This window comes from Amycolatopsis sp. NPDC000009, from assembly GCF_055563465.1.
This window is the reverse complement of the sequence record NZ_JBVHDI010000004.1, coordinates 1-24,269: the sequence shown is the minus strand read 5'-3', so window position 1 is coordinate 24,269 and position 24,269 is coordinate 1. Positions and strand designations below refer to the sequence as shown.

At 68.9% G+C, this 24,269-nt stretch carries 21 protein-coding genes and 2 tRNA genes; 10 read left to right on the top strand and 13 right to left on the bottom strand.

All coding sequences use genetic code 11. The annotated features are described in order from the left end of the window. Positions 1-114 precede the first annotated feature (114 nt). The 3 genes from ACZ3HL_RS13510 to ACZ3HL_RS13500 all read right to left on the bottom strand — a co-directional run bounded on the left by ACZ3HL_RS13510 (position 115) and on the right by ACZ3HL_RS13500 (position 2,850). The gene (locus tag ACZ3HL_RS13510) at positions 115-1,029 is read right to left on the bottom strand and encodes a dihydrodipicolinate synthase family protein (protein ID WP_465531109.1); all 915 of its coding nucleotides are present in this window, start codon (positions 1,027-1,029) and stop codon (positions 115-117) included. Between the two features lie 87 nt (positions 1,030-1,116). Next, the gene (locus tag ACZ3HL_RS13505; protein WP_465531107.1) at positions 1,117-1,587 is read right to left on the bottom strand and encodes a heme-degrading domain-containing protein; all 471 of its coding nucleotides are present in this window, start codon (positions 1,585-1,587) and stop codon (positions 1,117-1,119) included. 33 nt (positions 1,588-1,620) lie between these two features. Beyond that, positions 1,621-2,850: a M20 metallopeptidase family protein gene (locus ACZ3HL_RS13500; protein WP_465531105.1), complete on the bottom strand. Its 1,230-nt coding sequence runs from the start codon at positions 2,848-2,850 to the stop codon at positions 1,621-1,623. Positions 2,851-2,926: 76 nt separating this feature from the next. On the opposite strand from ACZ3HL_RS13500, the gene ACZ3HL_RS13495 reads away from it, so the two are divergent. The 3 genes from ACZ3HL_RS13495 to ACZ3HL_RS13485 all read left to right on the top strand — a co-directional run bounded on the left by ACZ3HL_RS13495 (position 2,927) and on the right by ACZ3HL_RS13485 (position 4,177). Beyond that, complete coding sequence (locus ACZ3HL_RS13495) at positions 2,927-3,409, top strand: tRNA adenosine deaminase-associated protein (RefSeq protein WP_200865852.1); 483 nt, start codon at positions 2,927-2,929, stop codon at positions 3,407-3,409. Positions 3,410-3,432: 23 nt separating this feature from the next. Beyond that, the gene (locus tag ACZ3HL_RS13490) at positions 3,433-3,885 is read left to right on the top strand and encodes a nucleoside deaminase (RefSeq protein ID WP_465411182.1); all 453 of its coding nucleotides are present in this window, start codon (positions 3,433-3,435) and stop codon (positions 3,883-3,885) included. Between the two features lie 85 nt (positions 3,886-3,970). Continuing rightward, positions 3,971-4,177, top strand: a complete 207-nt coding sequence (locus ACZ3HL_RS13485) for a CsbD family protein (RefSeq protein WP_034314526.1) — start codon at positions 3,971-3,973, stop codon at positions 4,175-4,177. A 46-nt stretch (positions 4,178-4,223) separates the two neighbouring features. Here ACZ3HL_RS13485 and ACZ3HL_RS13480 read toward each other — a convergent pair. Together ACZ3HL_RS13480 and ACZ3HL_RS13475 are read right to left on the bottom strand one after the other, a co-directional pair. After that, positions 4,224-4,311 (bottom strand) — tRNA-Ser (locus ACZ3HL_RS13480). A 42-nt stretch (positions 4,312-4,353) separates the two neighbouring features. Next, a complete protein-coding gene (locus ACZ3HL_RS13475) occupies positions 4,354-4,899 on the bottom strand; it encodes a DUF305 domain-containing protein (RefSeq protein WP_465531103.1) in 546 nt (181 codons plus the stop codon). A gap of 94 nt (positions 4,900-4,993) precedes the next feature. Here ACZ3HL_RS13475 and ACZ3HL_RS13470 point away from each other — a divergent pair, with 94 nt between their 5' ends. Further along, positions 4,994-5,422, top strand: a complete 429-nt coding sequence (locus ACZ3HL_RS13470; protein WP_465531101.1) for a limonene-1,2-epoxide hydrolase family protein — start codon at positions 4,994-4,996, stop codon at positions 5,420-5,422. Between the two features lie 267 nt (positions 5,423-5,689). Here the strand turns inward: ACZ3HL_RS13470 and ACZ3HL_RS13465 are convergent, their stop codons facing one another. Both ACZ3HL_RS13465 and ACZ3HL_RS13460 read right to left on the bottom strand, forming a co-directional pair. Beyond that, positions 5,690-5,851 (bottom strand): hypothetical protein, encoded by a 162-nt coding sequence (locus ACZ3HL_RS13465; RefSeq protein ID WP_465531099.1) that lies wholly within the window; start codon positions 5,849-5,851, stop codon positions 5,690-5,692. Positions 5,852-5,977: 126 nt separating this feature from the next. Then, positions 5,978-7,306, bottom strand: coding sequence for a BNR-4 repeat-containing protein (locus ACZ3HL_RS13460; protein ID WP_465531097.1), 1,329 nt, complete (start codon positions 7,304-7,306; stop codon positions 5,978-5,980). A 173-nt stretch (positions 7,307-7,479) separates the two neighbouring features. Between ACZ3HL_RS13460 and ACZ3HL_RS13455 the strand changes: the two genes are divergently transcribed. Next, the gene (locus ACZ3HL_RS13455) at positions 7,480-9,957 is read left to right on the top strand and encodes an endonuclease/exonuclease/phosphatase family protein (RefSeq protein ID WP_465531095.1); all 2,478 of its coding nucleotides are present in this window, start codon (positions 7,480-7,482) and stop codon (positions 9,955-9,957) included. 312 nt (positions 9,958-10,269) lie between these two features. On the opposite strand, the gene ACZ3HL_RS13450 is transcribed toward ACZ3HL_RS13455, so the two are convergent. The 6 genes from ACZ3HL_RS13450 to ACZ3HL_RS13425 all read right to left on the bottom strand — a co-directional run bounded on the left by ACZ3HL_RS13450 (position 10,270) and on the right by ACZ3HL_RS13425 (position 14,952). Next, on the bottom strand, positions 10,270-10,641 hold the full coding sequence (locus ACZ3HL_RS13450) for a hypothetical protein (protein WP_465531093.1): 372 nt from the start codon (positions 10,639-10,641) through the stop codon (positions 10,270-10,272). Further along, positions 10,634-13,375 carry an FtsK/SpoIIIE domain-containing protein gene (locus ACZ3HL_RS13445; protein WP_465531091.1) on the bottom strand — a complete coding sequence of 914 codons (2,742 nt, stop codon included), beginning with the start codon at positions 13,373-13,375 and terminating at the stop codon, positions 10,634-10,636. Before ACZ3HL_RS13445 ends, ACZ3HL_RS13450 begins: the two co-directional genes overlap by 8 nt. Before the next feature lie 15 nt (positions 13,376-13,390). Beyond that, positions 13,391-13,636, bottom strand: a complete 246-nt coding sequence (locus ACZ3HL_RS13440; protein WP_016337967.1) for a hypothetical protein — start codon at positions 13,634-13,636, stop codon at positions 13,391-13,393. Position 13,637: 1 nt separating this feature from the next. Next, a complete protein-coding gene (locus ACZ3HL_RS13435) occupies positions 13,638-13,898 on the bottom strand; it encodes a hypothetical protein (protein WP_005167132.1) in 261 nt (86 codons plus the stop codon). A 140-nt stretch (positions 13,899-14,038) separates the two neighbouring features. Continuing rightward, positions 14,039-14,123, bottom strand: a tRNA-Ser gene (locus tag ACZ3HL_RS13430). Between the two features lie 64 nt (positions 14,124-14,187). After that, the gene (locus ACZ3HL_RS13425; RefSeq protein ID WP_465531089.1) at positions 14,188-14,952 is read right to left on the bottom strand and encodes a PP2C family protein-serine/threonine phosphatase; all 765 of its coding nucleotides are present in this window, start codon (positions 14,950-14,952) and stop codon (positions 14,188-14,190) included. 77 nt (positions 14,953-15,029) lie between these two features. Between ACZ3HL_RS13425 and ACZ3HL_RS13420 the strand changes: the two genes are divergently transcribed. From ACZ3HL_RS13420 to ACZ3HL_RS13400, 5 genes are all read left to right on the top strand, one after another. After that, complete coding sequence (locus tag ACZ3HL_RS13420; RefSeq protein WP_465531087.1) at positions 15,030-16,670, top strand: N-6 DNA methylase; 1,641 nt, start codon at positions 15,030-15,032, stop codon at positions 16,668-16,670. 1 nt (position 16,671) lies between these two features. After that, the gene (locus tag ACZ3HL_RS13415) at positions 16,672-17,556 is read left to right on the top strand and encodes a serine/threonine-protein kinase (protein ID WP_465410356.1); all 885 of its coding nucleotides are present in this window, start codon (positions 16,672-16,674) and stop codon (positions 17,554-17,556) included. Positions 17,557-17,650: 94 nt separating this feature from the next. Continuing rightward, positions 17,651-18,292, top strand: coding sequence for a L,D-transpeptidase (locus ACZ3HL_RS13410; RefSeq protein ID WP_465531085.1), 642 nt, complete (start codon positions 17,651-17,653; stop codon positions 18,290-18,292). A 122-nt stretch (positions 18,293-18,414) separates the two neighbouring features. After that, positions 18,415-21,237, top strand: coding sequence for a PQQ-dependent sugar dehydrogenase (locus tag ACZ3HL_RS13405; RefSeq protein ID WP_465531083.1), 2,823 nt, complete (start codon positions 18,415-18,417; stop codon positions 21,235-21,237). 87 nt (positions 21,238-21,324) lie between these two features. Further along, a complete protein-coding gene (locus tag ACZ3HL_RS13400; protein ID WP_465531081.1) occupies positions 21,325-24,150 on the top strand; it encodes a PQQ-dependent sugar dehydrogenase in 2,826 nt (941 codons plus the stop codon). Positions 24,151-24,269 lie beyond the last annotated feature (119 nt).

Here is a 24,269-nt window from a genome sequence, read left to right as displayed (position 1 = left end):
GCCGCGCCCTAGGCGCGCCCCGAGGCGCCCAACAGGGCCACGCCGCGATCGTCGATGGCCACGACCTCTGACCTGTCACCGTGTCCGCATCCGCCCCAGTGGGTGCGGGCACGGTCAGAAAAAGGCCAGCGCCGCGGAGACCTGCTCCCGTTCCCCGTCGCTCAGCACGCGGCTCGGCGGGCGGACGTCGGAGCGGCACAAACCCAGCTGTGCCAACGCTTCCTTCACCACGCTCACGTTGTTGGCGTGGCCATCGGCGGCCCGAAGCTCCTCGAACGGCCGGACGCGTTCCCAGCAGGCCATCGCGCCGCGGAAGTCGCCGTCGCGCAGCGCGTGGAACATTTCCAGCGAGAGCGACGGCGCGACGTTCACCAGGCCCGATGTGAACCCGGTCGCGCCGACGGCGAAGTAGCCCGGTGCCGACAGCTCCGCCAGCCCGGCGATCCACGTGAAGCGATCGATCCCCGCGTCCCGCGCCACCGCGGCGAACCGCACCGGATCCGGCACCGCGTACTTCACCCCGATGACGTTCTCCGCGGCGTCGGCGAGCCTGGCCAGCCGCTCGCCGTCGATCCGCGCGTCGCGCACGTACGGCACGACACCCAGCTCCGGGACCGCCGCGGCGATGGCCCGGTGGTACTCGACCCAGCCCTCCGCCGAGACGTACGGATGCACCGGCTGATGGATCATGACGAGATCCGCGCCCGCCTCACCGGCGTGCCGCGCCGCGCCGATCGCCGTCCGGACGTTGTGCCCCACTCCGGCGACCACACTCGCCCGGCCCGCTGCGGCCGCGACCGTCAGTTCGAGACAGAGCCGGGTCTCGGCCTCGTCCAGCGCGTAGAACTCGCCGGTGTTCCCGTTCGGTGTCACGACGCCGACCCCGCCGTCGATCGCCCTGTCCACCAGTTTCGCGTAGGCGTCCGGAGCCACGGCGCCGTCGGCGTCGAACGGGGTCACCGGGACGGCCACGACCCCGGACAGCCGCTGTTTCCACTCGTCGAAGCGCGAAGAGGAGGTCACTGGCATGCCCTATCTGATATATGATGTGACATCTCACGGTAGCACGATGGGTGATTGGGCCGGATGTCCTGAAACTTGGGGCGGGCGGTCCGGTCAGGGCAGCTCGGCGAGGAAGAGCTCCAGCTGCTCGACGACGAACGCGTGATCAGCGGCCTGCGGCAGTCCCGAGACACCCACGGTGCCGACCGGGCCGACGCCCTCGACGATCACCGGGAAGACGCCGCCGTGCGCGGCGTAGAGATCAGGGTCGAGCCGGGAATCGGCTTCGAACGTCGTGCCCTTCGCGCGGAACCGCTCGCCGACGAGGAACGAGCTGTGCCCGTAGCGGTCGACGACGCGGCTCTTGCGGTCGATCCACGCGTCGTTGTCGGCCGAGGTGCCCGGCAACGCCGCGTGGAACAGCCGCTGCCCGCCGCGGCGCACGGAGACCGTCACCGGGAGGGCGCGGTCCCGTGCCGCCGCGAGCAGGCGGGCGCCCAGCTCCAGCGCGGTCTCGTTGTCGAACCGGCGGAAGACCAGGCGCTCCTCCTGCGCGGCCAGGACGGCCAGGGTGTCATCGCTCATGCCACCCATTAAATCAACGCTGTTGTGTAATAGCTAGCGAAGGGCGTCCAGCGCGAAGGCGGCGTACATCGCGACGCCGTTGGCCATCGCGTCCTCGTCGAAGATCACGCGGTTCGAGTGGTTCGCCTCGACCGTGGCCAGGTCCGCGCCGGGCGGGCAGGCGCCGAGGAACGCGAAGGCGCCCGGAATCCGCTGAAGGACGTAGGAGAAGTCCTCCGCGCCCATCACCGGGTTCTCCATGACCTCGGAGTTGCGGGCGCCGAGGACCTCGGCCGCCAGGTCCAGCACGCGCGCCGCGACCTGGGGGTCGTTCACCGTGACCGGGTAACCGGGGAGGACCTCGGCGCTCACGCGGACGCCGTGCGCCGCGCCGACCGCCTCGCACACCTTCGGCAGCTCCTCGCGGACGAACGCCTGCGTCCGCTCGGACAGCGTGCGGATCGTGCCCTCCAGGAACGCCGTCTCGGGGATGATGTTCGTCGTCGTCCCCGCCTCGATCCGGGTGACCGAGACCACCGCGGGCTCGAACACGCTGACCTTGCGGGTCACCATCGTCTGCAGCGCGCTCACCATCGCGGCCGCCGCCGGCACCGGGTCGATCGCCTGGTGCGGCGCCGAGCCGTGCCCGCCACGGCCGGTGACGGTGACGTGGAAGCTGTTGGCCGACGCCATGATCGGCCCCGGGCGCGTCTGCACGACGCCGGACGCGGCCGAGGTGAAGATGTGCAGGCCGAACGCCTTCTCGACGCGCTCGCCAGAGGCGTCGAGCACACCCTCGTGGATCATGTGGCGCGCGCCGTGCTCGCCCTCCTCGCCCGGCTGGAACATGAACACCACCGACCCGGCCAGCTCGTCGACGTGCTCGCTGAGCAGCCGCGCCGCCGAAGCCAGCATCGCGACATGGGTGTCGTGCCCGCAGGCGTGCATCGCGCCGTCGTCCTCGGAGGCGAAGTCGAGGCCGGTGTCCTCGTGCAGCGGCAGCGCGTCCATGTCACCGCGGAGCAGGATCGCCGGGCCCGGCTTCCCGCCGCGGAGCACAGCGGTCAGTGACGTGGTCGATTTGCCCTCGATGATCTCGAGCGGCAGGCCTTCGAGGGCCGCTTTGATCGAGGCCTGGGTCTTCGGCAGCTGGAGCCCGATCTCCGGATTCCGGTGGAGCTCCCGGCGGAGCTCTACGGTTTTCGTCTGGAGCGCGCGGGCTTCCTCCAGCAATCCGGCGAAGCGCGCGTCGGGGAGGGTGGGCAGGTCGGTGGGTCCGGTCATGTCTCGATAGTGGCGCATGCGGCGCTTCGGGCGCACCGTGCGTGCGTTCCGAATGCGGGCGGAATACGGTGTGCGCATGGCGGTGCAAGAGCCGATCACGGGGTTCGCGGTGGCCGTGGTGCGGGAGGACGGTCGGTGGCGGTGCAGCTCTCTTGATCCGGGGGCGCTCGCCGAACTCGACGCTGCGATCACCGAGCTGGGGAAACTGCGTTCGACGGGTGCCGCTTTCGGGCTGCTGGCGGTCGACGACGAGTTCTTCGTGATCGTCCGGCCGAGCCCCAGAGGCCCCTCGCTGCTGTTGTCCGACGCCGCCGCGGCGCTCGACTACGACATCGCCGCGGACGTCCTCGACGTGCTGAGAGTCGACCCCCCGGACGAGGACGACGACGCGGTCTGGCCGGAAGGCGATCTGGAGATCCTGTCCGACCTCGGACTGCCGGGGGCCGAACTGCAGGTGATCGTCGGCGAGGTCGACCTCTATCCGGACGAACAACTCCAGATGGTCGCGCAGCGGTGCGGATTCGCCGCCGAGTTCACGAAGATCCTGGACGAGATCTGAGCCCCGCAGCCTCCGCCGCCGACATCGCCGCCGTCCGGGCGGCGATCGCGGCGGCGCGAGGTGCGGGCGACGACGTGCCGATCGGTGCCGTCGTCCTGTCGCCGGACGGGACCCCCCTCGCTTCCGCGCGCAACGCCCGCGAAGAGCTCGGAGACCCGACGGCGCACGCGGAGATCCTCGCGCTGCGGGCCGCGTCGGAGCGCTACGGCGACGGCTGGCGGCTCGAAGGCTGCACGCTCGCCGTGACGCTGGAGCCGTGCACGATGTGCGCCGGCGCCCTCGTGATGGCCCGGGTCGCCAAGGTCGTCTTCGGCGCCTGGGAGCCCAAGACCGGGGCCGTGGGGTCGCTGTGGGACGTCGTCCGCGACCGGCGGCTCAGCCACCGCGCGGAAGTCGTCGGCGGGGTCCTGGAGGTCGAATGCGCGGCCCTGCTCGAAGAGTTCTTCCACGGGCAACGGGGTAACCGCATCGGGTGAGGAGATGTGTCGGATCCCGTGGCCCGGGTAACCCGGAGGCAGGCGGTCGCACACGGTGGCCGCAGTCGAAGGAGGAACATCCGCCATGAGCGTTTTCGACAAGGCGAAGGACAAGGCCGAACAGGCCATCGGCGCCGCCAAGGAGAAGCTCGGCGAGAAGACCGACAACCAGGACCTCGCGAACTCCGGCCGGGCCGACCAGACCGAAGGCCAGGTGAAGGAGACCGGGCACGACCTGCGCGACCGTGCGGAAGGCGGCGTGCAGGACCTCAAGGACAAGTTCAACAAGTAGCCCGGACGCAGAAGAGCCGGTCTCCGTGGAGACCGGCTCTTCGCTGCGGTGGCGGTGGGATTTGAACCCACGGACGGGTATTAACCGTCACACGATTTCGAGTCGTGCTCCTTCGGCCGCTCGGACACGCCACCGCCGAGAACAATACCGGAGGGTCTTCGGGGGCCTTCAGGGGGTCAAGGAAGCTGCGCGGTGATCTCGTCGATCGCCGCCGTCTGGTTCTCCACGATCTCCTGTGCCAGCGCCTTCGTCTCGGCGTGCTCGCCCGACGACAGCACGGTCTTGGCCATCGCGACGCCGTTGCGCAGATGCTCGGCCATCAGCGGGAGCCACACCTTGTCGAACTCGGCGCCGGACAGGTTCTGCAGCGAGGCGACCTGCCCTTCGGTGATCATCCCCGGCATCGCGTGCCCGGCGTGACCCGCCGCCGGGAGGACGGCCGCGTTCCAGGATTGCAGCCAGCCGGTCATCGTCTGGACCTCCGCCGACTCGGCCTTGACGATCTTGGCGGCGGTGGCCTTCACGTACTCCGAGGCCGACCGTGCCGAGGCCAGGTTCGCGACCTGGATCGACTGCTGATGGTGCGGGACCATCTGCTGGGAGAAGGTGATGTCGGCCTGGTTGGCGCCCGGTGTCGCCGGGGCGGCGCCCGTGGCCGTCGAACAGCCCGCGAGCACCCAGACGAGCAGCGCGAACAGTGCCATCGGCAGTCGCCGTCGCATCGATACCTCCGTAGTCAGGGGAAAACCGGCCCCTCCGCCCTGTGATACGGCTGTGACCTTCCGGCGGTTCAAAATCGGATTAGCCTTGGCTGGCATGACGGATCCGAAGACAGTGGTGACCGGTTTCCTTCAGGCCCTCGAAGAGTTCGACATCGATCGGGCGCTCGGCTTCGTGGCGATCGACATCGTCTATCAGAACGTCCCGCTGCCCCCGGCCCGCGGCCTTTCCGCGGTGGAGAAGCAGTTGCGCGCCATGGCCCGCTACGGCAGCGGGTTCGAGGCACGCACCCATCACATCGCCGCCGACGGGCCGATCGTGCTGACCGAGCGCACCGACGTCCTGCGGCGTGGTTCGTGGGAGGCCGAGTTCTGGGTGTGCGGCACCTTCGAAGTACGCGACGGCCGGATCGTGCTGTGGCGCGACTTCTTCGACTGGACCACGTTCCTGGCCGCGAGCGCGAAGGGTGCGGGCAAGGCGGCGGTCGCCGGGGTCAAAAAACTCGTGAGTGGTAAGGACGGTTAGAACCGTCCTTACCACTCACGAGGTCAGGCGGCCCGGGGGTTCTGCTGGGTGCTGGGCTTGGCCGGCGGGTTGCGAAAGCCACTTTCGCAACGTTGAAGGTTGCGAAAGTGGCTTTCGCAACGTCGGCCGTGGCCGGGCCGGTACCGTCCTTACCACTCACGAGCGGAAATGACGCACCGCCGGTGTACGGGCTCCGTCCTCCCCCGACGGATCCCGTGCACCGGCGGTGCGCCCCCAGTTCCCCCTGCTCGCCCTCCCCGGCGAGCGTCAGAAGTTCGTGCGCCGGTCGGCTTCGCGCAGGACGGCGTCGAGCCGCGCCCCGCCGAACGGGGTCATCGGCCGTTCGCCGCGTTCCCGGTCGCGCAGATCGACGGCCAGTGCGATGCTCAGCAGCAGAACCAGTGCCGTACCGACGATGAGCCAGTTCATCGGACACCTCCTCCGGCGACGTGAGCCGAGGATTTGTGTCCTCGCTCACGTCGCCAAAGGTAGCTCCGGAAAAGCCGGGTTGTACCCGGACTTGAGGTTCATTTAAGGCAGCGGAACACCAATGGGCTATTTGCGCGGGGCTCCCGCGACATAAATGTCACCGTCGGCCACGGAGACGTCACGCGCACTGGACGCGCCGGTCGCCAGAATGCGGGCCGGGTCCCGGAAACCGGTGATCACTTCGACCCGCTGGACCGGTTTCGGTGTGGTGATCAAGGTTTCCGGCTTCCACGTACGTCCGTTCCCGAGCAGGAACGTTTCGATGCCCGGCTTTCCGTCACGGGTTCCGTAAACGCGCCAAGTACCGCCATTGAGCGGTTCGATCTCGCGCAATCGGAGCCCGTTCGCGACTTCGCGCACTTCCCAGTCCCGGCCGTTCCACGCACCCGCGAAATCGCGTGGCGAGCCCGCGGCGTCGAACTGGAACCAGGTGACGAACGGTTTGCCGTCGCGCTGGGTGCCGACCTGAAGGATGTAGTCCGGCGACTTGAGCCCGCCGGGGAGTTCGAGCGGCGTTTCGACGACCTTGAGATACCGCTCCTGCTCGGCGTCGTCGACCTGCGTGCCGAGATCGTGGCCCGCCGCGGAGAAGAAACGCAGGGTGCGGACGTCGAACGACACGTAGTAGACGTTCCGGTGGTAGACGTCGTGCTTGTGCTGCGCGGGTCCGCCGCCCGCGAGCGTGTAGACGAACTGGATCCGCCCGGACGACGGCAGGTAGCGCAGCTGCCCGACGTAGACCTCGTCCATGTGGTCGGCCCGGCCCAGCGAGCCGAACGCCCACTGCTTCCCGGTCAGCCGCACGGAGTTCTTCCACGTCTTCCCGTGGTCGCGGGAGACGAGGTACTTCATCGGGCGGAAATCGGAGTTCGCCGCCGGATCCAGTTCCTTCGTGGTCTCCCGGTAGAACAGGAACAGCGTGCCGTCGACGGTCTTCACCGGCATCGGGTAGCTCGCCGCGGCCCCCTCGGGAACATCGAGGTCGGTCCAGGTGCCGTCGAGGGAATGCGCGAGCGGCGCGCGGCTGATCACGGTCCGCTTGTTGTGCATACCGCGGAAGATCAGCAGATGCCCGTCGCCCGCCAGCAGCATCGTGGGGTAGTTGTGCGGATCGGACTCGCCGTCGGCGATCTTCTTCGGCGGAGTCCAGACGCCGGTCCGGTGGTCGTAGGCCTGGACGTAGGTGTCCGCGGCCTTGCCGGACCACGAAATGAAGGTCTTGCGCGCGACCGGATCGAAGATCCCGCCCGCGTTCGGCCGCCGGTCGGTGCGCGACGCGACCGTGCTCGCCGGGGTCATCACTTCGAATGCGGCCTTCTCCGGTGGCTTGGCGGCCGCCGGGGGAACCGGGATCACGAGACCGGCCGCGACGATCGCGCAAAGCAGTCTGCGCATGAAGACGCCTCCTGGTGCGTAACAGGCGGCGGAGCTCGATCTTCGCACGAGGGGGTTCGGCGCGACCAGGGTCCGAACGGGCTAGCGGTGACGAATCGTTGTCTTGTCGTCTTCCTCATTTCACTTGTTCGGGGGAGTATGCCTCGACCGATCTTGCGAAAAGGGGACTCAGCGTGACCACATCCCGACGTGCCGCCCGGAGACGGGCCCTGACCGTGGCCGTCGCCTCCGGCCTGGTCGTGAGCGGCATCACCGCTCCGGCCGCGCTCGCCGCGCCCAGCACCGACGCCGTGATCGCCGAGGTCTACGGCGGTGGCGGCAACTCGGGCGCCACGCTGACCAACGACTTCGTCGAACTCGCCAACCGCGGCACGACCGCCGTGAGCCTCGACGGCTTCAGCGTCCAGTACGCGCCAGCGTCGGGGAACAGCTGGCAGGTCACGCCGCTGACCGGCGGTGTCGCTCCGGGCGCGCGGTACCTCATCGCGCAGGCGAAGGGCTCGGGCGGCACCGTCTCGCTGCCGACGCCGGACGCCACCGGCTCGCTGGCCCTGTCCGCGACCGCCGGCACCATCGCGCTCGTCCAAGGCACCACGGCGCTCACCTGCAAGACCGCCGCCGACTGCGCGGCCGACACCCGGATCAAGGATCTGGTGGGTTTCGGCTCCACCGCCGTCATCCGTGAGGGGGCCGCGGCGCCGGCGCCGTCCAACACCGCCTCCGTCGCCCGGGGGACGACGCTCGCCGACACCGACGACAACGCCGCCGACTTCACCTCCGGCGCGCCCACCCCGACCAACGCCAAGGGTGAGACGCCGGGCGAGACCGGGCCGCCGCCGGTCGACGCGAAGATCCACGACATCCAGGGCACTACCCGGATTTCGCCCTTCAAGGACCGGAAGGTCGCCGGGGTCACCGGCGTCGTGACCGCGATCCGGAGCTTCGGTTCGGCGCGCGGGTTCTGGATCACCGACAGCGCGCCCGACGCCGACCCGCGCACCAGCGAGGGCCTGTTCGTCTTCACCGGCTCGACGACGCCCGCCGTGGCCGTCGGAGACGCGGTGACCGCCTCCGGCACCGTCCGCGAGTTCTACCCGGACGCTCCCGCGACCTCGCCGTACCAGTCGCTCACCGAGCTGACGAGTGCACAGTGGACGGTTCAGTCGAGCGGGAACGCTTTGCCCGCGCCGACCGTCGTCTCGCCGGACACGGTCCCGGACACCGTCGCTCCCGCGCCGGGCGGCAGCATCGAGCCGTTGCCGCTGGAGCCCGCGAAGTACTCGCTGGACTTCTGGGAGACGCACGAGAGCGAGATCGTCAGCGTCTCCGACGCGCGCGTCGTCGGCCCGACGTCGCGGTTCAACGAGCTTTACGTGACCACCAAACCGAAGCAGAACCCGAGCGTCCGCGGTGGCGCGGTGTACCTGGACTACGACCGGCTCAACACCGGTGTGCTCAAGGTCGCGTCGCTGATCCCGTTCGCGGAGCGGCCGTTCCCGAAGGTCAACACCGGCGACGTCCTCACCGGCGAGACCTCCGGACCGGTCGAGTACAGCAACTTCGGCGGTTACACGCTGTTCGCGACGAAGCTCGGTGCCGCCAAGGACAACGGATTGCAGCGTGAGAGCACCCGCGCTCAGCGCAGCGGTGAGCTCGCCGTGGCGACCTACAACGTCGAGAACCTGTCCGCTTTGGACAGTGCGGAGAAGTTCGGGGAGCTGGCCAAGGCCGTCGTCGGCAACCTGGCGAAGCCGGACATCCTGAACCTGGAAGAGATCCAGGACAACAACGGGCCGGCGAACGACGGCACTGTCGCCGCCGACCAGACGTTGCGGAAGTTCGTCGACGCGATCGCCGCGGCCGGTGGCCCGCGTTACGAGTGGCGTCAGATCGACCCGGAGAACGGCAAGGACGGCGGCCAGCCGGGCGGCAACATCCGCGTCGGCTTCCTGTTCAACCCGGCGCGAGTGTCCTTTGTGGACCGCAAGGGCGGCGACGCGACCACTCCGGTCGGCGTGGTCGAGGAGCGCGGAAAGACCCACCTGACCGTCTCGCCCGGACGGGTCGAGCCCGGGAACGAGGCGTGGGAAGACAGCCGCAAACCGCTGGCCGGCGAGTTCGTCTTCAAGGGCCGCACCGTGTTCGTCATCGCGAACCACTTCAACTCCAAGGGCGGCGACCAGCCGACGCACGGCCGCAACCAGCCGCCGGTCCGGAGTTCCGAGGTGCAGCGGGTCAAGCAGGCGACCGTGCTTCGCGGCTTCGTCGACAAGCTGCTCGCGTCGGACAAGAACGCGAACATCGTGGTCGCCGGTGACATCAACGACTACCCGTTCTCGCCCGCCGTCGAGACGCTGACCGCCGGTGGCGCGCTGAAGGACCTCATCGCGTCGCTGCCCGAGAACGAGCGGTACAGCTACGTTTTCGAGGGCCAGTCGCAGGTGCTGGACCACATCCTGGCGTCGAAGGCGCCGCGCGGGCTCGACTACGACGTCGTCCACCTGAACGCCGAGTTCGCGAAGCAGGCGAGCGACCACGACCCGCAGGTGCTGCGGTTCCGGCCGAGCGCGGGCAACCCCGTCGAGGACGCGTTCCATGACCTGGCGGACTACCTGGAGAAGGTGCTCGGCCCTTACCTGCCGAAGCCGTAGTAACGCGCGTGAAGGCCCCCTTCCCTCGGCTGAGCCGAGGGAAGGGGGCCTTCACGCGAGTCGCGGCCCCAAGCACGCGAGTCACGTCCCCAAGCACGTGAGTTGCGCCCCCAAGCACGTGAGTTGCGCCCCCAAGCACGCGAGTCGTCCGTCCGATCACGCGTGTCGTCCGCCCAGTCACGCGAGTCGTCCATCCAGTCACGAGTCCCCGCCATCGAGTGCGCGTGCTCGAAGGCGTAACTCGCGTGACTGGAAGGCGAACTCGCGTGATCAGGAGGCGAACTCGCGTGATTGGACGGCGAACTCGCCTGGTCAGGAGCGTTTGGCGCGCCACCCCAACGAAAGCACCGCCTGCACGAGTTCCTGGTAGCTCGGCTTGACCTCTTCCAGGTACTTCTCCAGGTACCTGGGCCGCGCGGTCGGGACCGGGCGAGGGTCCTCGTCGTCGGGCAGCCACGAGAGGCCTTCGACGTTGTGCTGCGCCATCTTCCACCAGCGGGTGCACCGGTCGACGGCGCGCTGCTCGCGTTCGGCGGCGTCCGCGACGGCTTGGTGCGCCTCGGCGAGCCGCGCCTCCAGTTCGTCCGCGCGGCCGATCTCCCAGTTGCGCAGGTTCTCCGCCGAAGCGCGCGCGAGGCCGACGATCTCCTTGTACCGCATGGCCGCGGTGATGCCGTCATCCATCGAGAAGCCCTTCCGGACGCTGGAACGGGATGATCACCTCAGGCGCACCGTGGGTGGTGCGGTCGAAGAACAGCGCCCGGCCCGGTCGCGGTGACCAGTGCACGACCTGCCCGGCGGCGAACGGCGACAGTTCGTTGCCCTGGACATCAAGCGCCGCCCAGGTCCCGATGTCGTCCGTGCCCGCGAAACCGAGCGTGTCCTTCAGCCGCGCGATGCTGCGCCACCAGCCGATGGTGTGGACGCCGTGCGTCGGGCCCTGTTTCAGCAGCACTCGCAGCTGATCCAGGCCGCTCTTGAGCTGTCCGGGCGCCTTCGCCTCCAGCGCGGGGATCGACGCGTCGACGCCGTACAGCAGCAACACCCGCGCTTTGTCCAAAGAGGACAGATTCTCCGCGATATCGATTACCCGGGCGGGCAGATCGTCGACCAGGGTGGCCTCGTGTCCTTCCGCGCGCAGGCGTTCGGCCAGCTCCGCCACGGCGGGGACGGACGCCTCGATGGGGCACGAGAGCACGAACTCCACCGACTCGTAGGGATACTGGCGGGCGAGCGATCGGGCGGCCGAGTCCATGATGGACAGTGCTTCCGCGGTGGCCGCGCCGAGGACGGCGACGTTGCGTCCCGGTGCCTTCGGCAGCTCGACCCCGCAGGCGGCCTCGTCGACGTCGATGGACTGGCCGAGCAGCGCCCGCGGCCGGTCCGTCGGCTTCAGATCCGCGAACGCCGGGAACTGTTCCAGCACAGGGGAATGCGCCCCGTCGAACAGCCGTGGCCGTTTGAACGACTCCGAGTACTGCTCCCAGAGCCGGTGCTGCAGTTTGTTGAAGACGTCCTTGGTGCTCGCGTCGGGCACGTGGGCGAGCTGGTTCCCGTGCGCCACCCCGGAATCGTGGTTGATCACCGCGTGCCACTTCGGCGCCGAGACCGCCGCGTTGTTGGTCTCGGCCAGCACGCGCCGCGCCTTCGGCATCGCGATCCGCAGCGTGCACTGCTCGAACACCGCCGGTTTGCCCCAGAAAGCCTCGATCCCGGCGACGTCCTGGCTCGCCAGCACCAGGTGGATGCCCTGAGACCGGCCTCGCCGCGCGATGTCCTCCAGCAGCTGGGTCGCGGTCGCGGTCACGCCGTCGCGGCCGGCGAACAGGTACTGGAATTCGTCGATCACCGCGACGATCCGCGGCCAGTGCCCGCCGGGATCCTGCTCGCGCAGGTCCGAGAGGTTGGTGACCTCGTGCAGTTTCGCCGCGGCGGACCGGCGGCGCAGCTCGTCGGCGAGGAACCGCAGCAGCGCCAGGCCGAACTCGCGGTCGGTGTTGACGTTGACCCCGATGAGTTTGGCGTGCGGCAGCCAGCTGGCGTCCCGCCGTCCCGGCGCTAGCCCGGCGAACGACACGCCCTCCTTGAAGTCCAGCAGGTACAGCGCGAGCTCGTCCGGCGAGTACCGTGCCGCGAGGCTGCCGAGCAGCGAGTACAGGAAGTTCGTCTTCCCCGAACCGCTCGGCCCGCCGATGAGCACGTGCGGGCTGGCGTCGCCGATGACGACCTCCACCGGCTCGCCCTCGAAGAACCCGACCGGCGCCCGCAGCTCGCGCGCCGAGCTCTCCTTGCCCAGCTCGGTCGGCAGGAGGTCGGCGAACGCACGGGGCCCGCCCTGTTTGGCGATCAGCGCCTCGGCGATCCGCCCGGCGGCCCGGATGACCTGACCGGACGGCATCGGCGGGTCCAGGTCGACGACCAGGTCGGGGCCGGTCATGCTGCTCATCGCGTGCCGCTCGTCGTGCAGGCTCAGCGATTCGACCGACGTCGACAGCATGGTCGGCACGTCGATCAGGATCAGGCAGATCCCGGCCGCGAGCGCCCCGGTGGCGACTCGTTTCAGTTCGCGGGCGCGTTCCGGTTCGAGGGTTTCGCCGTTGCCGTAGAGCACCGCGACGCGGAACGGTTCGACCCGCTGGCCGCTCGCCCGCCGGATCTCCCGCAGCGACGTGTGCCCCGCCTGCATCCCGGTCGCGTGGATGCGGCGGATGTGGCCCGCCAGTTCGTCGAGGAGGTCTTCGAGCCGTCCCGGGTCGTACAGCGTGAGCGCGCTCGTGCGGCTCAGCGGATACAGGTCGGGCAGGATCGCGGTCAGCTGCCCGACGTCCCACAGGTGGACGCGTACCGCGCCGGGCTCGAACGTGCTCAGGATCCGCATCAGCAGGTTCTGCACGATGCCGTCCACCGCGGCCCTGGTCTTGGGCGCCGACGTGATGGACAGATGCGACTCGTCGAGCAGGGGCACCGCGACGTCGAACGTACGCGGGACGTCCTTGCCCGAAACGGTCGCCGAGCCGACGCGCCACAGCCCCGGCGCGGTGATGCCGGGATTCCCGCCGACGCGGCCGAGCCAGTTGCCCGGCGGCTGGCTCGCGGGCCCCGGCGCGTTGTGCGCGACGAGCTCGCGCAACGCGTTCGGGCCCGCTTCCCAGTCGGCGTAGAACTGGCCGCGCACGCTGCCGAGCAGGCCGAACACCTCGTTCGCGGCGGGATGCCGGGACCATTCGGCGTACTGGTCCGAAGTGGAGTGGTTCATCCCCACCCGGACTATGTGCTGTTCCAGTTCGAGTTTGGCCAGCTCCGCCTCGGCGGACTGGCGGGCGCCGGCGGCGGCGCCGAGGACGAGCCCGATCTGGTGCCGGACCCGCTCCAGCGCCGTAACGACGCGATTGCGCTGTTCACTCGCTTTGCTGCCCATACCGGCTCGCCGATCTCAGAGGCGGGATTGGTAACCGCTGACCAGGTCGTCAGCGGCGGAAAGGCGCGTCAGGAGGTTTTCCATTCCCTCGTCGGCCTGCGCCAGCTGCGGCGGCACCCACGGCACGGCTTGGGCCTGGGGTTCCACGATGGCGCGCCGGGACTCTTCGAGCAGGCTTCTGGCCCGCTCCGCATGGGCGCGCCCGTCGGCGAGGCCGGTTTGCACGGCCGTCAGCAGCTGGTGCAGCTCCTCGAGGTACATGTCAGAGACGGGTCGAGTACGACTCGGCCGACGAGATGCCCGCCTGGATGGTGCTCTGCATCCCGGTGATGCCCTGCAGGGCCTCGGCGAGGAGCCCGTGCGCCTGGCTCACCTCGTGCTGGGTGCTGCCCTGGGTGGCCTGGGAAAGCGAAAGCTGGGCTTCTTCGAGAGACTGCGCTGCCTGCTGAAGTGCGGCGATGCTCGCGGATGCCTTCTCGTTCGCGAGCGCGATACCAGCGCGGATCTCTTCGACTCCGGCCATTTTGGCGGACTCCTTGGGACGTCGGGGGCTGGAACGACCACTATTAAACTTAGCGTGATCAACTGACTCTGTTAAGTGAAGGTCCTGCTAACTAATCAACAAGGCCCCGGACGTCGGAACGTCCGGGGCCTTGCTGACTGCGGAGGATACAGGATTCGAACCTGCGAGGGCGTGAACCCAACACGCTTTCCAAGCGTGCGCCTTAGGCCGCTCGGCCAATCCTCCGTGGGGAACTTTACCGGATGCCCTTTCGTCCCCTCGAAGGCGGGTCTGACCTGCGTTCGCGCCCTTAAGCGGTCGCGGGTGCAGTGGTGTCGGCAGTGTCGACTACGTCGGCCACGACGCAGGTGATGTTGTCCGGTCCGCCGCCTTCGTTGGCCAGGTCGATCAGCCGTGGGACGGTCTGCGCGGGATCTTGGAAGGCCCCCAGGACGTCTTTGATAACGGTTTCGACAACCGTTGCCGTTAACCCGTCCGAGCACAGCAGGAGACGGTCCCCGGGTGCGGCGTCGAAGGTCCAGATGTCCGCTTCGCCGCTGCCGGTGCTCAACAGCGCCTTCATCAACAGTGATCCGCGAGGGTGTCCCTCGACCTCCGAAGGGTCGATACGCCCGTCGTCGGCGAGGGCCTGTGCGAGCGTGTGGTCGCGGGTGAAGCGCTGAAGCGTGCCGCCGCGCAGGAGGTAGCCCTTCGAGTCCCCGATGTGGGCGGCCGTGAAGTGGGAGCCGTCGAACAGCAGCATGGTCAGCGTGGTGCCCATGCCTCGCGTCTCGGGCTCCTGCTCGGCCGTCGCGGCGAGCCGGTCGTCGATGGCGCGAAGGCCGCCGGAGAGCACCTCGACCAGGTCGACGTCCGCGAGGTCGAAGCCGTGGAGGTCCTTGTCGAGCCGGGACAGGACGCCCACGGCCTCGGCGCTGGCCACCTCGCCGTGCGGCTGGCCGCCGATACCGTCGGCGACGGCCAGCATCCTGGTGCTGGCGTAGACCGAGTCCTGGTTGACCTGGCGGCGCCGCCCGACGTCCGAGCCGGCGGCGTACCGAAGGGTGTACCTCATGGGACCCAGTAAAGCAGTTGTGTACTGAGTTCACAAATAAAGGGTTGGAATAGTCAACTGTCGGTTACGATGCGGCGATGGAGGAGCAAGCCACCGTCACCGCGGCGGACATCGCGCGGATCGCCGGCGTCGGCCGCGCCGCCGTCAGCAACTGGCGCCGACGTTACGGCGATTTTCCGCCGCCCGTCGGCGGAACGGCGTCGAGCCCCTGCTTTTCCCTGGTCGCCGTCGAAAAGTGGCTGCGTGAGCGGGGTAAACCGGTCGAGATCTCGCTGGGGGACCGGATCTGGCAGCGGCTGCGGAACCTCGGCGACGACCTGGCGCTCGGCGACCGGGTCGGCCGGGTGGGGTCGTACCTGTCACGGCGGCACGCGTGGACTTTCTCGCCGCGTTACGACGACGCCGAGCTGCTCGAACTGCTGGACCGCTTCGCCGCCGAGCGGGGCGCGCGTGAGGCCTTCGAGTTCCTGTGCGAGCGCTACGTCGAGGCGCACTCCCGTCAGCTGTCCGTCACCCCGGGGCCGGTGGCCGAGTTGATGTCCCGGCTTATCGGTCCCGCTCCCAGCGTGGTGCTCGACCCCGCGTGCGGGCTCGGGACGCTGCTGCTCGCCTCCGGCGGGTCCCGGCTGCTCGGCCAGACCGACGATCCGGCGACCTCGTGTATCGCGGCGCACCGGCTGCTGCTCGCGGGCGCGGACATGGAGATGTACGGCGCGGACGCCTTGTCGATGGACTCCTTCGAAGGGGTGCTCGCGGACGCCGTCGTCTGCGATCCACCGTTCAACGAACGGGAATGGGGCTACGACGAACTCGTCGGCGACCCGCGCTGGGTGTACGGCCAGCCGCCGCGCGGCGAACCGGAACTGGCGTGGGTGCAGCACTGTCTCGCGCACGTGAAACCCGGCGGGCTGGTCGCGATCCGCATGCCGCCCGCCGCCGCCGGACGCCGCACCGGGCGTCGGATCCGCGGGAACCTGCTGCGGGCCGGGGCTTTGCGTGCCGTGGTCACGGTCGGCGGGGCGGATCTCTGGCTGCTGCGGCGACCGGAACCCGGGAAACGGCCGCCGTCCCGGCTGCTTCTGGCGACCGATCCGTCCACTGTGGAGGAATACCTGCGGGGCGCCGACGTACCGGGCACGGTCCGGATCATCGATCTGCTCGACGAGGAGATCGACCTTTCGCCGGCTCGTCACCAGGCGCGCGACGAACACGTGGGTAAGGCGTTCCTCGAAGTTCTCGGGCGTTTCAACGACATTCGCCCTGAATTGCCGTCGCTGGTGATGTCCGACGAGATGCCCTCGTACGTCACGCTCGGAGAACTGCTGAAGTCGGGGGTGCTCACCGTGCCGGAATCGGTGGAAGATGGCGACGTCGTCGCGTCGCCGGCCGTGCCCGCGTATGTCCACAATGGAGAGACGTTCACGGCGGAGCCGACGATGTCGAAGTACCGCACCGATCCGGAACGGCTGGACGCCGCGTTCCTCGCCGGTTGCCTGCGCGCGGCCGGGCAGCTCGTGCCGACGACCTCGACCAGGATCGACCTCAAACGCACCCGGATCCCGTGGCTGCCGATCGAGGCGCAGCGCGCGCACGGGGAGGCGTTCACCCGGCTCGCCGCCTTCGAGGCCGCCCTGCGCGAGGCGGCGGAATCGGGCCTGGAGCTGGTGAGGCTAGGCTTGGCCGGGCTCACCGAAGGACAGCTCAAGCCGGAGAAATAGGTTGCTGATCGCGGACCGTTACGAACTCGACGAGCTGCCGCTCGGCCGGGGTGGGATGGGCGCGGTCTACGCCGGCCACGACCGGCATCTCGGCCGTCGCGTGGCGGTGAAGTTCCTCGGGCTTCCCGGCGGCCCCGACGCCGAACTCGAACAGCGGTTCATCCGCGAGGCGCGGATCCTCGCGACCTTGGAACACGCGGGCGCGCCGACGCTGTACGACTTCGGCACTTACGACGAGCGGCTTTACCAGGTCATGCAGTTCATCGAAGGCGTGACCGTCGCCGACCTCGCCGCCGAACACGGCCCGCTGCCGGTGCCGTGGGCGGCCGCGATAGCCGCGCAGGCGTGCGCCGTGCTGTCCGCCGCACACGCGCTGTCCATCTGCCACCGCGATCTCAAACCCACCAACCTGATGCTGTGTCCGGACGGCAGTGTGAAGGTGCTCGACTTCGGGCTCGCGATGCTGCGCGAGACCGACGTCGCCCAGTTCACCCGCGCCGGGCAGATCCTCGGCACTCCCGCGTACATGGCGCCCGAGCAGATCCAGCGCGGGATCGCCGGGCCGCGCAGCGATCTGTACGCGCTGGGCTGCGTCCTGCACGAAATGCTGACCGGCAGGCAGCTGTTCACCGGGCCGACGGCGTACGCGGTGTTCGAAAAACAGGTCAAGAAGAGTCCGGCCGCAGTGGACGGTGTCCCGCGTGGACTGAACGACCTGCTCGCGGATCTGCTGGAGAAGGACCCGGAACGGCGCCCCGCCGACGCGAACGAACTGTTCGGCAGGCTGGCCGGGTTCGTGCGGGATCTGCCGCCGCTGCCCGGATATCTGGACGAGGGCGCCAATCCGGGCCGGATGTACGCACGGGTCGTCGGCCGCGTGCCCTGAGACGCGATCGTGACCATCCGATCAACAACCCCGGACGGGTGAGCTCCGTCTTTACCCATGTCAGACGGATCACGGGCAAACGGGGGTACGGGTCATGAAGAAGTTCCTGGTGGGGGTGACCGCACTGGCCACCGCGCTGGTGCTGACCGCGTGTTCCGGCAACACCGGCGGCGGTGCGCCCGGTGGTGGCGGCGTCGCTCAGGGCGGGACCACGACCACGTCCGCGCCTTCTTCGGCACCGGCCACCTCATCCGCGACGCCGACACCGACGCCGAGCAGCAGCAGTTCCACGCCGAAGCCGACGTCCTCGAAGCCCAAGCCGACGCCGAAACCCACGCCGAAGCCGGCGCCCAAGCCCGCCGCGAACGCCGCCGACGTCCCCTGCAAGGCCGCGCTGGCCTCGCCGGGCGTGAGCGCCTGCGTGGACCTTTCCGCGCTGAAGACGTGGCTGCTGCAGGACGGCAAGGTCATCTACGGCCCGGTCAAGCAGCTGCCCGGCAAGAAGGGATACGCCACGCCGACCGGTGTCTTCCACGTTTCGGCCAAGGTCAAGAACTACCACTCGAAGCAGTTCGACGCGCCGATGCCGAACTCCGTGTTCTTCCTGCCGGGTATCGCTTTCCACACCGGCAGCCTCTCGGTGTATTCGCACGGCTGCATCCACCTGTCCGCGGCGGCTTCGCAGAAGTACTTCACGTTGCTGCAGAAGGGCGGCGTCGTACAGGTCGTGCCCTGATCGCTCCATCGCGTGACGATCATTGCGGTTCGATTGCTTTGAGATAAAGGAAAGCCTCCGACGGCAATGACTTCCCCGCCTCCGGCGACGTGCCATGACACGCCGGAAGCAGGGAAGCGCAGATGATCAGAAGCCGGGCATTGGTTCGCCTGTTCGCCGCGTTGTCGGTTTCAATCCTGCTTCTCCCGGGATGGGTGGGCGCGCCGGAAGCGACCGCGGCGCCCACCCTGCCGTCGGGTTTCGTGCTGCGTGACCAGCCGAGCGGTCAAGCCGCCTTCGATCTGACCGATTTCGCCTATCTGCCAGACGGTTCGGTACTCAGTATCGGCAAGAGCGGCAAGGTCGTCTGGGTGCCCACCGCCGGGCAGCCGCGGACGATCGCGCGTCTTCCCGTCCACGACGACGGGGACCTCGGCCTCGTCGGTCTGGCCGTCGCCCCGGATTTCGCCACCTCCCGCCAGATCTACCTCACGTGGTCGTTCGACACCTCCGGTGGCGCGTTCACCATGCGGGTGGCGCGCTGGACGGTGACCGGCACGGACGTCCCGACGGGTCTCGCGAACGAACGGGTGCTCGTCGACCTTCCCGGGTTTTACGACGTCCACGGCATCAGCGGGCTCGTCGCGGCGCCCGACGGGACCTTGTGGATCTCCATCGGCGACGCCGCCGACTTCACCCGGATGGATGCCGGCGCGCTGCGCTCGCTCGACCTCGATCAGCTCTACGGCAAGATCCTGCACGTCACCGCGGACGGCGCCGGTGTCCCCGGCAACCCGTACTACTCCGCCGCGGCGCCGAACGCCAACCGTTCCAAGGTCTTCTCCAGCGGCTACCGCAGCCCGTTCCGGTTCTCCCTCGACCCGCGGCTCGGCCTTCCGGTCGTCGGTGACGTCGGCTGGAACACCTGGGAAGAGGTGGACGTCGTGCGGCCCGGGGCGAACCACGGCTGGCCCTGCTGGGAAGGAAACGCGCCGACGCCGGGGTATTCCGGCCTCGCCGGTTGCGCGGGTGTGGTCAACACGGCGCCGGTCACCGCGTACCACCACGGTTCCGGTGCCGACGAAGGGAACAGCGTCACCGCCGGGATCGTCTACAGTGGATCGTCCTATCCGGACGAATACCGGGGCGCGTTCTTCTTCGGGGACTACGTCACGCAGAAGATCTGGACGATGACGTACGACAGCCAGGGCAGGCTCGTCCGCGCGCCCGAACGGCCGCCGAAATTCACCGGCGTCGGCGGCCCGGTCAAGTTCGCGGCCGCGGCCAACGGGGACATCGTCTTCGCCGACATCCACACCGGGAACCTGCGGCGGCTCAGCTATCCGGGGACGAACGCCGAGCCGGTGGCGGTGGCGGCGTCGAGCACCGAGCCGTCGACGAGGACGGTGACCTTCGACGGCGCCGGTTCCTACGATTTCGACGGCGATCCGCTGACGTACCACTGGGATTTCGGGGACGGCACGAGCCAGACCGGTGCCCGCGTGACTCATGCGTACGGCGCCGAAGTCGAACGGGCGTCGGCGCGCCTCACCGTCACCGATCGGCTCGGCGCGTCCGCGAGCGCCGACCTCGTCGTGGTGCCCGGCAACCATTCGCCGGAACCGGTGATGACGGATCCCGGCTCGCGGACGTTCGCCGTCGGGGAGCCGGTCGTCGTCGAGGGGACGGCCACCGACGCCGAGGACGGCGCGCTGCCGGTCTCGTGGACCACGCTGATCCGCCATTGCCCGGAGGAGTCGACCTGCCACGCGCATCCCGGTTCGCCGGGCGACGGGCCGGTTTTCACCGTGCCCTTCACCGATCACCAGGATTCCCGGGTCGAGATCACCGCGACGGTGACCGACAGCGCCGGCGTGACGGCGAGCAAAACCTACGTCGCCATGCCGCGTGAGCACCGGTTGTTCCTGGCCGCCAACGTCCCGGCGGCGGTGAGCATCCCGGCGGAAGGCGGGGTCAACACCGCGATGGTGACCGAGGGCGCGACGTTCGAGGTCGTGGCGGACGAGATCGCCGCTGACGGCGTTTCGAAGTTCGCGAACTGGTCCGACGGGAGGACCACGCGCACGGTGACCGTCACCGTCCCGGCGGGCGACCTGACCCTGACCGCGAACTACCTCACCCCGATCGACCAGCGCTACCAGGCGGAACCCGCGCTGCGGCAACGGCTCGGCGTGCCCGTCGGGCCGGAGGCCGCCGACGGCACCGTGCGCTACCGGCCGTACACGAACGGCAGGCTCTACTGGAGCGCCGAGACCGGAGTGAAGCAGATCGAGGGCGAAATCCTGGCGAGGTACCTCGCGCTGGGCGGGCACCGGACGTTCGGGCCGCCCGCGACCGACGAGACCGCCACGCCGGACGGCACCGGCCGGTACAACCACTTCCCGCACCGGCCGGGCCCGGGGCAGTCGTCGATCTACTGGACCCCGTCGACCGGCGCGCACGTGGTGTACGGGCGGATCCGGGTCAAGTGGGCGGCGCTGGGCTGGGAGCGCGGGCCGATGGGATACCCGACCACCGACGAGACGGGAACCCCGGACGGTGTCGGCCGCTACAACCACTTCAGCAAGAAGGCGTCCATCTACTGGACGGCGCAGACCGACGCCTACGGGATCTGGGGCCGTAACCGCGCGAAATGGGAGCAGCTCGACTGGGAGAGGAGTCCCCTCGGGTACCCGACGACCGACGAGACCTCGACCCCGGACGGCGCCGGCCGCTACAACCACTTCACCAAAGGCGGCTCGATCTACTGGACGCCGGCCACCGACTCGCACGCGATCTACGGGGCGATCCGGCAGCGCTGGGCCGCGCTCGGCTGGGAACGGTCGTACCTGCGCTATCCGACGACGGACGAGTTCGGCATCCCCATCGGACGGCAGAACAGCTTCCAGGGCGGCTACGTCACCTGGAACCGGAGCACGGGGCAGGTGATCGACCGGCGGTGGTGATCACGGTTCGATTAAGCCACTCGAAAGTGTGAAATGCCCACGTGGGCCCCTTCGATGGGATGTTCGACTGGGGAAAGGGGCCCTCGCATGCCTTCGAGATTCCGCACGCTCTGTCACGCAGTCGTGACATTGCTGATAGTGACCTTGCTGGTGCCGTTGACGTCCACGGTGGCGTCCGCGGCACCCGTGCTGCCCTCCGGCTTCGTCCTGCGTGACCAGCAGAGCGGGCAGGCTCCATACGACCTGACCGACTTCGCCTACCTGCCCGACGGCTCGATCCTGACCACCGGCAAGGCCGGCAAGGTCGCTTGGGTGTCCCCCACCGGGCAGATCCGGGAAATCGCGAAGCTGACCGACGTCCGGACCGCCGGTGACCTCGGCCTGACCGGGATCGCGGTCGCGCCCGACTACGCGACTTCGCGCAAGATCTACACCACCCGCTCGGTGATCCGGCCCGGTGGCGGGTTCCTCATGCGGGCGTCGCGCTGGACGGTGTCCGGTACCGCGGAGCCCACCGGTCTGACCGGCGAGAAGGTCCTGATCGAAAGCCCCGGCAACACCGACTTCCACGGCATCACCGGCGTCATGGCGGCCCCCGACGGCACGGTGTGGGTCTCGACCGGTGACAGCGCCCAGTTCCAGGGCGCGGCGGACCCGTTCGCGCTCAACGTGTACGACCTCGACAAGATCTTCGGCAAGATCTTCCACATCACCACCGACGGCGCCGGTGTGCCGGACAACCCGTACTACGTCGCCTCGAACCCGAACTCGCTGCGCTCCAAGGTGTTCGCGAGCGGTTTCCGTAGCCCGTTCCGGTTCAGCCTCGACGCCAGCACCGGTCTGCCGGTGGTCGGCGACGTCGGCTGGGGCACCTGGGAAGAGGTCAACTTCGTCCAGAAGGGGTCGAACCACGGCTGGCCGTGTTTCGAAGCCGACCGGCCGTCCGACGGTTTCTCCACGATGCCGCAGTGCTCCTCGGTCGTGTACACCTCGCCGATGCTGGCGATCCTGCACGGCCAGGGCCCCGACAACGGCAACAGCGTCACCGGTGGAATCGTCTACAATGGAGAGTCGTATCCGGAGGAATACCGGGGCGCGTACTTCTTCGGCGACTACGCCACGCAGAAGTTTTGGACGGCCAAGTACGACACGCAGGGCCGCGTCGTACGCCCGCAGGAGACGCCGCCGAAGTTCACCGGTATCGGCGGTCCGGTCAAATTCGCCGCCGCGGCGAACGGCGACATCGTCTACGCGGACATCTACACCGGCCTGTTGCGGCGGCTCAGCTACACCACCGGGAACAAGGCGCCCGTCGCGGTCGCCACTTCCGAGACGAACCCCGAAACCCGCACGGTCTCCTTCGACGGCAGCGGCTCGTACGACTTCGACGGTGACCAGCTGACCTACGAGTGGGACTTCGGCGACGGCACCACCGGCACCGGGGCGAAGGTCAGCCACACCTACGCGGCCGGGACCGAGAAGTTCACCGCCAAACTGACGGTGAAGGACGGCCTGCAGGCGTCCGGGAGCACGGATATCGCCGTGGCGCCAGGGAACCACTCGCCGAAGCTGACCATGACCGACCCCGGCGGCAGCCTGTTCGCGGTCGGCGAGGAGGTCAAGGTTGGCGCGACCGTCACCGACACCGAGGACGGTGCCCTCCCGGTCACCTGGACCACCCTGGTCCGGCACTGCCCGGAGAACGCGGTCTGCCACGCACATCCGGCCGAAAGCGGCACCGGCCCCGAGTTCGTCATGCCGTTCACCGACCACACGGACTCCACCTTGGAGTTCACCGCGTCGGCGACGGACAGCGCCGGTGTCAAGGTCACGAAGACCTACGTCGCGAAGCCGCGCGAACACCGCCTGACCTTGACCAGCAACGTCGCCGCGGCGCTCGGCATCACGCCGGAAGGCGGGGCCGCTTCGGCGATGGTGGTCGAAGGCGCGACCGTGGAGATCCAGGCGGCCGAGGTCGCTTCGGACGGCGCGTCGACCTTCACCGGCTGGTCCAACGGGGCCACCGGGCGGCTGACCACCATCACCATGGGCGCCACCGACCAGACCGTCACGGCGAACTACATCACCCCGATCGACAAGCGCTACCGCGACGAACCCGCGCTGGCGCAACGAATCGGCGCGCCGACCGGGCCGGAGGCCGTCGACGGCACGGTCCGTTTCCGCACCTACGAGCGGGCACGGCTGTACTGGTCGAAGGAAACGGGCGTGAAGCACATCGAGGGCGAGATCCTCAAGAAGTACCTCGCCGCCGGCGGGCACGTGAAGTTCGGCCCGCCCTCGACCGATGAACTGTCCACTCCGGACGGTATCGGCCGGTACAACCACTTCCCGCCGTGGCCCGGCATCCTGCAGGCGTCGATCTATTACACGGTCCCGACCGGGGCGCATCCGGTCTACGGCAGGATCAGGCAGAAGTGGGCCGCGCTCGACTGGGAGAAGGGTCCCCTCGGGTATCCGTCGACCGACGAAGAAGGCACTCCGGACGGATACGCCCGGTACAACCACTTCAGCAAGGCCGCGTCGGTCTACTGGACGCCGGAGACCGACGCCAAGGCGATCTGGGGCCGTAACCGCGCGAAGTGGCAGGAGCTCGACTGGGAGAAGGGGCCGCTCGGGTATCCGGCGACCGATGAGTCCGCGACCCCGGACGGGATCGGCCGGTACAACCACTTCACCAAGGCCGCGTCGGTCTACTGGACGCCGCAAACCGACGCGCACGCCGTCTACGGCGCCATCCGGCGACGGTGGGAAGCGCTCGGCTGGGAGAAGTCCTACCTGAGGTACCCGACGACGGACGAGTTCTCCGTCACCGGTGGCCGACAGGAAAACTTCCAGGGCGGCTATGTGTTCTGGAACAGCAGCAACGAGGTGGTGATCGACCGCCGCTGGTGATCCGCGCGTGAAGGCCCCCTTCCCCTTGGGTTCTAGTGGTGGTTGCAACACCTGGCTTGTTCAGGGGTTGTGTTGTTCGAGATCCGTGGAGATCGGTCGCCGCAAGGGCCGAGGAAGCT

What these genes read in the sequence shown, in the direction of transcription:
- ACZ3HL_RS13420 (WP_465531087.1), top strand. Translation starts at nt 15,030, where the DNA reads ATGGAGGAGCAAGCCACCGTCACCGCGGCGGACATCGCGCGGATCGCC.
- ACZ3HL_RS13470 (WP_465531101.1), top strand. Translation starts at nt 4,994, where the DNA reads ATGACGGATCCGAAGACAGTGGTGACCGGTTTCCTTCAGGCCCTCGAA.
- ACZ3HL_RS13440 (WP_016337967.1), bottom strand. Translation starts at nt 13,636, where the DNA reads ATGTACCTCGAGGAGCTGCACCAGCTGCTGACGGCCGTGCAAACCGGC.
- ACZ3HL_RS13425 (WP_465531089.1), bottom strand. Translation starts at nt 14,952, where the DNA reads ATGAGGTACACCCTTCGGTACGCCGCCGGCTCGGACGTCGGGCGGCGC.
- ACZ3HL_RS13505 (WP_465531107.1), bottom strand. Translation starts at nt 1,587, where the DNA reads ATGAGCGATGACACCCTGGCCGTCCTGGCCGCGCAGGAGGAGCGCCTG.
- ACZ3HL_RS13405 (WP_465531083.1), top strand. Translation starts at nt 18,415, where the DNA reads ATGATCAGAAGCCGGGCATTGGTTCGCCTGTTCGCCGCGTTGTCGGTT.
- ACZ3HL_RS13435 (WP_005167132.1), bottom strand. Translation starts at nt 13,898, where the DNA reads ATGGCCGGAGTCGAAGAGATCCGCGCTGGTATCGCGCTCGCGAACGAG.
- ACZ3HL_RS13445 (WP_465531091.1), bottom strand. Translation starts at nt 13,375, where the DNA reads ATGGGCAGCAAAGCGAGTGAACAGCGCAATCGCGTCGTTACGGCGCTG.
- ACZ3HL_RS13450 (WP_465531093.1), bottom strand. Translation starts at nt 10,641, where the DNA reads ATGGATGACGGCATCACCGCGGCCATGCGGTACAAGGAGATCGTCGGC.
- ACZ3HL_RS13485 (WP_034314526.1), top strand. Translation starts at nt 3,971, where the DNA reads ATGAGCGTTTTCGACAAGGCGAAGGACAAGGCCGAACAGGCCATCGGC.
- ACZ3HL_RS13410 (WP_465531085.1), top strand. Translation starts at nt 17,651, where the DNA reads ATGAAGAAGTTCCTGGTGGGGGTGACCGCACTGGCCACCGCGCTGGTG.
- ACZ3HL_RS13475 (WP_465531103.1), bottom strand. Translation starts at nt 4,899, where the DNA reads ATGCGACGGCGACTGCCGATGGCACTGTTCGCGCTGCTCGTCTGGGTG.
- ACZ3HL_RS13400 (WP_465531081.1), top strand. Translation starts at nt 21,325, where the DNA reads ATGCCTTCGAGATTCCGCACGCTCTGTCACGCAGTCGTGACATTGCTG.
- ACZ3HL_RS13495 (WP_200865852.1), top strand. Translation starts at nt 2,927, where the DNA reads ATGGCGGTGCAAGAGCCGATCACGGGGTTCGCGGTGGCCGTGGTGCGG.
- ACZ3HL_RS13460 (WP_465531097.1), bottom strand. Translation starts at nt 7,306, where the DNA reads ATGCGCAGACTGCTTTGCGCGATCGTCGCGGCCGGTCTCGTGATCCCG.
- ACZ3HL_RS13465 (WP_465531099.1), bottom strand. Translation starts at nt 5,851, where the DNA reads ATGAACTGGCTCATCGTCGGTACGGCACTGGTTCTGCTGCTGAGCATC.
- ACZ3HL_RS13510 (WP_465531109.1), bottom strand. Translation starts at nt 1,029, where the DNA reads ATGCCAGTGACCTCCTCTTCGCGCTTCGACGAGTGGAAACAGCGGCTG.
- ACZ3HL_RS13500 (WP_465531105.1), bottom strand. Translation starts at nt 2,850, where the DNA reads ATGACCGGACCCACCGACCTGCCCACCCTCCCCGACGCGCGCTTCGCC.